Annotated in this window: 7 protein-coding genes and 1 pseudogene; 4 read left to right on the forward strand and 4 right to left on the reverse strand. The window is 69.8% G+C overall.

All coding sequences use genetic code 11. The annotated features are described in order from the left end of the window. Positions 1-379: 379 nt before the first annotated feature. Positions 380-1,174 (forward strand): IS5 family transposase, encoded by a 795-nt coding sequence (locus tag ACEPPI_RS39595; RefSeq protein WP_366114615.1) that lies wholly within the window; start codon positions 380-382, stop codon positions 1,172-1,174. On the opposite strand, the gene ACEPPI_RS39600 is transcribed toward ACEPPI_RS39595, so the two are convergent. Continuing rightward, a complete protein-coding gene (locus ACEPPI_RS39600; protein WP_285530493.1) occupies positions 1,122-1,661 on the reverse strand; it encodes a hypothetical protein in 540 nt (179 codons plus the stop codon). The two genes, ACEPPI_RS39595 and ACEPPI_RS39600, sit on opposite strands and share 53 nt — an antisense overlap. A 137-nt stretch (positions 1,662-1,798) precedes the next feature. On the opposite strand from ACEPPI_RS39600, the pseudogene ACEPPI_RS39605 reads away from it, so the two are divergent. Then, positions 1,799-1,922, forward strand: a pseudogene (locus tag ACEPPI_RS39605) (ISAs1 family transposase); the annotation flags it as partial. A 181-nt stretch (positions 1,923-2,103) separates the two neighbouring features. On the opposite strand, the gene ACEPPI_RS39610 reads toward ACEPPI_RS39605, so the two are convergent. From ACEPPI_RS39610 to ACEPPI_RS39620, 3 genes are all read right to left on the reverse strand, one after another. Then, complete coding sequence (locus ACEPPI_RS39610) at positions 2,104-2,745, reverse strand: IS3 family transposase (protein ID WP_373920098.1); 642 nt, start codon at positions 2,743-2,745, stop codon at positions 2,104-2,106. Further along, positions 2,733-3,023: a transposase gene (locus tag ACEPPI_RS39615; protein WP_373920099.1), complete on the reverse strand. Its 291-nt coding sequence runs from the start codon at positions 3,021-3,023 to the stop codon at positions 2,733-2,735. Before ACEPPI_RS39615 ends, ACEPPI_RS39610 begins: the two co-directional genes overlap by 13 nt. Positions 3,024-3,736: 713 nt before the next feature. Further along, positions 3,737-3,865 (reverse strand): hypothetical protein, encoded by a 129-nt coding sequence (locus ACEPPI_RS39620; protein ID WP_373920100.1) that lies wholly within the window; start codon positions 3,863-3,865, stop codon positions 3,737-3,739. A 176-nt stretch (positions 3,866-4,041) separates the two neighbouring features. Here ACEPPI_RS39620 and ACEPPI_RS39625 point away from each other — a divergent pair, with 176 nt between their 5' ends. Together ACEPPI_RS39625 and ACEPPI_RS39630 are read left to right on the forward strand one after the other, a co-directional pair. Then, on the forward strand, positions 4,042-5,067 hold the full coding sequence (locus tag ACEPPI_RS39625; RefSeq protein WP_373920101.1) for an aldo/keto reductase: 1,026 nt from the start codon (positions 4,042-4,044) through the stop codon (positions 5,065-5,067). Positions 5,068-5,214: 147 nt separating this feature from the next. Then, positions 5,215-5,652, forward strand: coding sequence for a MarR family winged helix-turn-helix transcriptional regulator (locus ACEPPI_RS39630; RefSeq protein WP_373920102.1), 438 nt, complete (start codon positions 5,215-5,217; stop codon positions 5,650-5,652). Positions 5,653-5,768: the final 116 nt, after the last annotated feature.

Below are 5,768 nucleotides of genomic sequence, written 5' to 3' on the forward strand. Positions count from 1 at the left end.
AGGCCGTGAGCTGCATGCGGCCCACGGATGCAGCATCGTCGGGACTGGGCGCTTCAATTCGGTGGACCATGGGCACCACTCTCAGAGGGCGGTCGTGAGCTTTTGAGTGAGAAGCCGTATCTCAACCGATCATGGAACGCGTGGTTCGAACAGGCTTCCCACCCGGGTGATCTTCCCGTTGTACGCGCATGAAGACAGGGCCTCTCGGTAGCTCGGGGATGCGAATCTGACCGAGCAGTACCGGGAGGCCCTGGTGTCCTTGTTGTACGTGTCCGAGCCCGTCCAGTTCAACTCGGCCGCACCATCGTGTGATTGCCTCGCGCACGTGTACGGCAACGCGGCCGACCATCCCAACCGGGTGCGGCGGTATCCGTCGGACATGACGGACGCGGAGTGGGCGGCCGTGCGGCCGTTGCTGCCGGTGCCGGCCTGGCTGAACGGGCGGGGCGGACGCCCCGAGGGCTACTGCCACCGCCAGCTGCTGGACGCAATCCGCTACCTGGTCGCGGGCGGGATCTCCTGGCGGGCGATGCCCGCGGACTTCCCCGCCTGGGGCCGGGTCTACGCCTTCTTCCGCCGCTGGCGCGAGCACGGGCTGATCACCGAGTTCCACGACCGGCTGCGCGGGAAGGTCCGTGAACGCGAAGGCCGCGAGGCCGAGCCCACGGCAGGGATCATCGACGCCCAGTCGGTGCGGGCCGCCGCGACAGTACCGGCCGCCTCACGCGGCTACGACGGCGGAAAGAAGGTGCCGGGCCGCAAGCGGCACATCGTGACCGACACCCTCGGCATGCTCCTGGTCGTCGCGGTCACCGCCGCGAACATCGGCGACCGGGACGCCGCGGCAGGACTGCTGACCCGCCTGCGCCGCCTGCACCGCGACATCACCCTCGTCTGGGCCGACGGCGGCTACACCGGCGGCCTCGTCGACTGGTGCCGGGACAAACTCGCCCTGACCCTGGAGATCGTCAAGCGAACCGACGACATGACAGGTTTCGTGGTGCTCCCCAGGCGCTGGGTGGCAGAGCGCACGTTCGCATGGTTGATGAACTCCCGCCGGCTGGCCCGGGACTACGAGACGTTGCCGGCCAGCAGCGAGGCCGTGATCCGGTGGTCGATGATCACGCGGATGAGCCGGCGTCTGGCACGGCCACGGGCCGCCGGCCGGCACTGAACATCCCCGACGCCTCCAGGAGGAGCCACCCACGTTCCGCCAGGCGCCTGGCCTTCGACCGCACCCCCTCGACCTTCCCCGGCGCCGCCCCAAGGCCCAGCTCCGCCGCGATCTCCTTGGCCTTCACCGGTCCCTTGCCCGCGGACCGCCGCTCCTCCAGCACGCCCAGAATCCGCTGGTAGTCGGGCGCGAGCACGGCCACCGACAGCCCGTCCCGCCAGGGCGGCACCACCGACCCCGGCACCGGTGAGGACACCGCTTCCTGCTCCGCCTCGGTCACGGCAGTCGTCTCGGCGGCGGACACGGCCAGGGCCTCGACCAGCTCCTCCCGCGCGATCACCCGCCGGTCCAGCTCGATCTCCGCGGCCTCCAACACCTCAGCCAACCGCGCGGCTTCCTCCCGCAGCCCCTCCACCCGCACCCGGGCAGCCGCCTCCCGCTCCTCCAGCATTCCCAGCACCGACGCCACCGCGCACCCCTCGCCCATGAAGCGAACACAAGACGCGGCATGCCTCCCTCACCCCGAGCTAGACCATGCCTGACCAGCAGAAATCAACCGATCACGTTCGGTTGAGATACGGCTTCTCACATCAGGCATCGCCGCAACGGCTCGGCCGGCTCGCCCGCTCGCAGTGGACCATCGAGAACCGGCTTCACTTCGTTCGCGACACCACCTTCCGCGAGGACGCCTCGAAGATCCGAACCGGCCACGCCCCCGAGAACATGGCAACCCTGCGCAACCTGGCGATCAACACCGTCCGCACAGCCGGGCACCAAAACGTCGCCGCCGGCCTCCGACACGCCTCCTACGAACCGTTCACCCGCCCACTTGACCTCCTGGGCATTGCCTGACCAGCCCACTCACAAGATCATCAGACTTTGCAATGCCCCTGATCCCACACCTCGCTGATCACGAGGTGTTGCGACGATCAGTTGAATCCGCCTTCCGACCCGCGGTCGCTGTGGAAGATCACTCCGCGGACGTCGCCGCCGCGGGTGGCCGCTGCCATGTGCAGCGCGGCCACGACCAGGTCCGCGTCGTGCCGGTCGCCCATCGCGTAGCCGAGCAGGCGCCGGGAGAACAGGTCGATGACCGTGGCGAGGTAGAGCTTGCCCTCCTCGGTGACAATCTCCGTCATGTCGCCCGCCCAGACCAGGTCGGGTTCCCCGGCGGTGAAGTCCCGCTTGACGAAGTCCGGTGCGGCCGGCCGCTTCCCCGGCCTGGTCAGCCCGCTTCGGTGTCTCACTTTCCGGACGACGAGGCCGAGTTCGGCCATCAGCTTCGCGACGGTGTTCACCGATATGCGCCAGCCCTTTCGGACGAGCAGGATGAAGATCTTCGGTGATCCGTAGGTGCCGCCGGACTCGGTGAAGATCTCCTTGATCTCGTCGGCGAGCCGCTGTCTGCGCAGTTCACGCCCGGTGGGTGGGCGGTCGCGCCACTTGTAGAACCATGACTCGCTCACGCCGAGGGCGCGGCACGAGACGGTGTGCGGGATGCCGTGCCCGGTCCTGTTGTCGCTGATCACCCCGGCCACGGCGGCCGGGTCCGCCGCAGCTACTTCACCCACAGGACCATGCAGCGTTTGAGGACATCGCGCTCCATGCCCAGCTCCTTGTTCTCCTTCTTCAACGCCGCGTTCTCCGCCGTCAGCCGCGCGATCAACGCGTCCCTGTCCTCGACGGTCGCCTTCCCGGCCCGCATTGCCCGCGAGACCCAGCTCGCCAGCGTCGTCTCGTTGATCCCCAGGTCCTCCGCGACCTCGGGGACCGGCTTCCCGGTCTCCGTCACGATCCGTACCGCCCCCTCACGAAACTCCGCCGTGAACTTGCGACGCTTCTCCGCCATGACAACCAACATCCCCTGCTGTCACGGACTCCACGCTACGAGGGGAACCTCATTTCGCCGGGGGCCGGTTGCCGTGTGGCGGGGCAGCTCTGCCGCGAGGCCGGTCTGGTCCGCCCAGGCGGTGCCGGATCCCGGTGGCACGGGCGCGCTCGCGCCCGCCGCCCCCTCGGCCGGGTCGAGGGCGGCCCGGGGCCCGTGCGCGGCTCCTGGCGGGACGGCACCCCGCCAGTCGGGAAGCTGCTGTGGGTACGGGCTTCCTCGATGTCCTCGGCAGCAGCCTGCTGCGACGGGGCTGCGGGGAGTTCGCGTCCGGGGTCCCGCTCGGAGGACTACGGGCCGTTGTCGCGGCCCTGGGCCGCACGGCCGAGTTCGACGACGTGTCGCGACATGCTCCGCTACCGCGTGTCCGAGTCGGGTGCCCGCATTCGCGTCGTCGCCGATCCCGACCCCTGCGGCTCGGGTGATCCCGGTCCGGCCGGCCGTCAGGTCGGCGACGTGTGGCCCGGTATCGGGCGACCGTCCTTCTGCGCCGAGAATCAGCCCACCTCCACCGGGACCGGTCAAGGGCCCGACCGCGCCTGACATCGCACGTCGTGGCACGCACGGTGCGGGGCGTCGCGCGTACCCGCAGGAGTGCAGGACATCGCTGGAGCGGCGGGTGATGCCGGCGGCGCGTATTCGCTCCGACCGCAGGTACGCCGTGGCATGCCGGTCTACCGCTCGGCGGTGCCGTCCTCGCCGTCGATCTCGTGGATCCGTCCTTGGAGCCGGTCACCGGCCCCGTCCAGCCCTCCGGGCGGTGAGAGGTGTCCACCGCCACCATTGCCCGCCCGCTCGACCACGATGGTGCCGCACCGGGCAGGTGCGCACGGCCGCCCGCGGCCGGGGTGTGGGGGCGGATCGGTCGGCGGCGTCGGGGCCGGGTCATCATGACTCTTCTAGGTATAAGATGTCGTATAGTCTGCGGTCTCCGCTGAGGTGTGCGGGGGCGCGGGGTACACCGACGGAAGGGGAAACTGTGCGCACGACCACTCTCGGACGTACCGGCATCACGGTCAGCCGCATCGCTCTGGGCACGATGATGCTCGGCGCTTGGGGGAACCGGGATCACGGGGACGGTGAGCGGTTGGTCCGTGCCGCTCTGGATGCCGGGGTCAACCTCGTCGACACGGCGGACATGTACTCGGCCGGGGAGTCGGAGCGGATCGTCGGGAAGGCGCTCAAGGGGCGGCGGGACGAGGTCGTGCTCGCGACCAAGGTGCATTTCCCGATGGGCGGGGGCGGCAACCGGCAGGGCAATTCGCGGCGCTGGATACGGCAGGCCGTCGAGGGGAGCCTGCGGCGGCTGGACACGGACCGGATCGACCTGTACCAGGTGCACCGGCCCGATCCGTCGACGGACATCGACGAAACGCTGTCGGTCCTGTCCGACCTGGTGCGGGAGGGAAAGGTGCTCGCCATCGGGAGTTCGGACTTCCCGGCGGAGCAGCTGGTGGAGGCCCGCTGGACGGCCGAGCGTCGCGGGCACGTGCCCTTCCACACCGAGCAGCCTCCGTACTCCGTCTTCATGCGGGGCGTGGAGCGTTCGGTGCTGCCGACCGCGCAGAAGTACGGCGTCGGCATCCTCACGTGGAGTCCGCTGGCCAGTGGCTGGCTCACCGGCAAGTACCGCCGCGGCGGGCCGCTGGAGCTCAACGAATTCCGGCGTACCCTCATCCCGCACAAGTTCGACCAGAGCCTGCCGGGCAACGCCCGCAAGTACGAGGTGGTCGAGGATCTGCTGCGGCTCGCCTCCGACGCGGGGCTCTCCCTCACGCACCTCGCGCTGGCCTTCGTACTGAGCCATCCGGCCGTCGACAGCGCCATCATCGGCCCGCGCACCGCCGACCAGTTGAAGGACCTGCTGGCCGCCGCCGATGTGGAACTGGACCACGCCGTGCTGGACCGGATCGACGAACTGGTCCCTCCCGGTACCGACCTCAATCCCGCGGACGCCGACTACGTACCGCCGCAGCTGGCGGACGCGTCGCTGCGCAGGCGCTGACGTGTACGCCGAGAGCGGGGCCACGAGGACGCACGGGGCCCGGGCCGCCGCGCACGGGCCGGAGACCATCTGATGTCGGATCATGCACAGGGGTCATGCGGTGATAAGGGATATGCGGGTAACCTTGACGTCATGGCGTCATCGGCGATGGAAGAGCGTATCGGGGAGCACATCAAGCGGGTGGAGCAGGAGCTCACGTCCGCCAAGCATGCTGCCCTGAAGCCGTTCAAGCTCAATGTCCCCCAGTACAACGTGCTCCTGGCGCTCCAGCAGCAGCCGGGGCTGTCCGGGGCGGCGCTCGCGCGCCGCGGCATGGTCACACCGCAGACGATGTCGTCGGTACTGGCCACGGTGGAGGGCCGGGGTCTGGTCGAGCGCCGCCCGCACCCGATCCACCAGCAGATCCTGGAGGCTCGCCTCACCCGCACCGGAGGCGCCCTGATCCGGCGCGCCGACGAGGCCGTCCGGGGCGTGGAAGCCGTCCTGACCGCCTGCTTCGAGGCCGACGCGGCGGCGGAGTTCCTGGCGCGGCTGAAGACGTGCTCCGAGGCGCTGGCGGGCTACAAGCCGGCCGAGGGGAAGTAGGGGCGGCCGAAAGGCGGGTGCCTCGACGCGAAGCCCCGGCCGGGGGGGGGCCGGGGGCCGCCCCCGCCGGCGGGGGCCCCTTGGCCCCCCCTAGCAATAATAAAAATTATAAAAAA

It is taken from the genome of Streptomyces sp. AB3(2024) (genome assembly GCF_041862025.1).
Lineage (GTDB): Bacteria > Actinomycetota > Actinomycetes > Streptomycetales > Streptomycetaceae > Streptomyces.